At 48.0% G+C, this 2,146-nt stretch carries 3 protein-coding genes; 1 reads left to right on the top strand and 2 read right to left on the bottom strand.

The genetic code is table 11. The annotated features are described in order from the left end of the window. Positions 1-846: glycoside hydrolase family 2 TIM barrel-domain containing protein (locus P8O70_04650; protein MDG2196170.1), on the top strand; the 846-nt coding region annotated here is incomplete at its 5' end. A gap of 73 nt (positions 847-919) precedes the next feature. Here P8O70_04650 and P8O70_04645 read toward each other — a convergent pair. Together P8O70_04645 and P8O70_04640 are read right to left on the bottom strand one after the other, a co-directional pair. Then, positions 920-1,687 (bottom strand): pentapeptide repeat-containing protein, encoded by a 768-nt coding sequence (locus P8O70_04645; GenBank protein MDG2196169.1) that lies wholly within the window; start codon positions 1,685-1,687, stop codon positions 920-922. Positions 1,688-1,815: 128 nt separating this feature from the next. After that, on the bottom strand, positions 1,816-2,146 hold a 331-nt coding region (locus P8O70_04640; protein MDG2196168.1), incomplete at its 5' end, for a hypothetical protein.

The raw sequence follows: 2,146 nt of genomic DNA, 5'->3' as shown, positions 1-2,146 counted from the left end.
TTAGAGGCTGGTTTCAATGGAGCGCGGCTTCACCAGAAAGTATTCGAAGAACGTTTCCTGTACCATGCTGATCGGATGGGTTATCTGATCTGGGGAGAATTTGGGGATTGGGGTGCAGCGAACCTGGGACGCTTTCCTCACCACCAAAGCTTTTCTGCTTCCTACATCACAGAGTGGCTTGAAGCTATTGAGCGGGATTATTCACATCCTAGTATTGTTGGTTGGTGTCCTCTCAACGAAACTTGGGAACCCATCATGGAGGAGATGTCCCAACTCGACGACATCACAAGAGGCATGTTCCTGGCGACCAAGGCCATGGATCCAACTCGGCCTGTACTGGACACATCAGGTTATTCCCATCGGATTCATGAGACCGATGTCTATGACTGCCACGACTACACCCAGGATCCAGAAAAGTTTGCAGAGCACCACTCGCATGTTGGTGAGGGGAACCCCTATCAGAATGAGTGGAAGGTAGAGGGACCTCATCTGCGAGATTATCGTGGGCGGTCTCTCAAACAACGTTGGTCAACCCCTTACCGAGGACAACCCTACTTTGTCAGCGAGTTCGGGGGAATTTGGTGGAACCCGGAAGATGAGCACTGGGACTCCTGGGGATATGGTGAGAGACCGAAAAATATTGAAGAGTTTTATGACCGCTTTGAAAAACTCTGTACGATCCTACTGCAGAATCCGATGATGTTCGGCTATTGCTATACCCAACTCACCGATATTGATCAGGAGCAAAACGGGATCTACACCTGTCGGCGAGATATCAAATTTGACATGCAGCGCATCCGGAGTGTTCAGATCCAGATTGCAGCTATTGAGAAGCTAGGAGACTAGGCTTTTCAAATTCAGGGCTTCTCTAAAAGTTAATCACTCGCAGGGTCTCTCTCATTTAAAGAAGCCAACGGTCTCATTCTGCTGCTGTATCTTCCTCACAATCACGGTATTCCACCTTGCCATCCGGCAAGATCGTATTGCAGAGCTTTGCCTTTTCGAACAGAGTGTTCTCTGTAATCGCTTCTCGTAGGTCAATACCGTACAAGTTTGCATCGGTCAAATCGGCATCGGTCAAATCTGCGCCTTGAAGTCGGATTCGATGTAAGTTTGCTCCTACCAGATTGGCTTGGCTCAGTAAAGCTTTGCTCAGATCTGCTTCTCTCAGGTCCGCTCCTGACAAGTCAGCCTCACTCAAATTCGCTTCACTCAAATTCGCTTCGCTTAGATTCGCATCCGTCAAGTCAGCACCAACCAAATTAGCACCTCGCAATTTAGCTCCAGATAATTTGGCACCTGAGAGGTCGACTCCTTCGAGGTTTGCATACAACAAATCGACTTCCGTCAAATCTGTACTCTTCAAGTTGGCTTCTGGTAAATTGGCTTCATGCAAATCAGCGAAGAACAGCAAGGCTCCCGATAAATCTGCCTGTGCCAAATTGGCTTGATGAAGATTGGCCCCATTCAAGTCAGCTCCATGGAGATCTGCTCCTACCAAATTGGCCTCCTGCAAATCGGCTTTTGCTAAATTAGCTTTGGACAGCTTGGCTTCTCGCAGATCTGAAGAATACAGGACGGCCTTGGGCAAATCGGCTTTCGAAAGATCTACACCAAACAACTCGCCCTTAGGACAAACCTTGGTCTCTAGAAGTTGATGCAAGTGCTCCGGATCGTGGTGTTTCATTTTGTGTTTACATCTTTTAATTGGAACAACTCAGATCACGAACAGAAAAATTAAACAAACCAGGTCCACTACGGCCAGGACCAGTAGAATCGGCAGGTATTTTTTGATGGTTGGATGAAGCATTGGGCTCAATGGAATTCAGACATGTTTTTCCAGGCTTCCCGCAGTTTTTCCATGTTAAAGCCCGTTTTTTGGCTGGCTTTGATCAGGATCCGCTCCTTGTCAAAAATCTTCTGGGCCATCTCAACAATTTCCTGAATTCCGTCTTGTGGAACAACCACCGCACCATGCATATCTGCATGAATCAAATCTCCGTCCTCGACATCCATACCATGGACGGTCACCGACTGCCCCCAGTCCACAAGGTGCACCCAGGCATGTGATGGATTAACCATCCCCGCCAGCATTTGAAACTTGTCCTGGGCATCTGGGATGTCTCGAACACAGCCATTGGTAATG

Source organism: SAR324 cluster bacterium, assembly GCA_029245725.1.
In the GTDB taxonomy this organism is placed as follows: domain Bacteria; phylum SAR324; class SAR324; order SAR324; family NAC60-12; genus JCVI-SCAAA005.
This window is presented reverse-complemented; position numbering and strand designations above follow the sequence as displayed.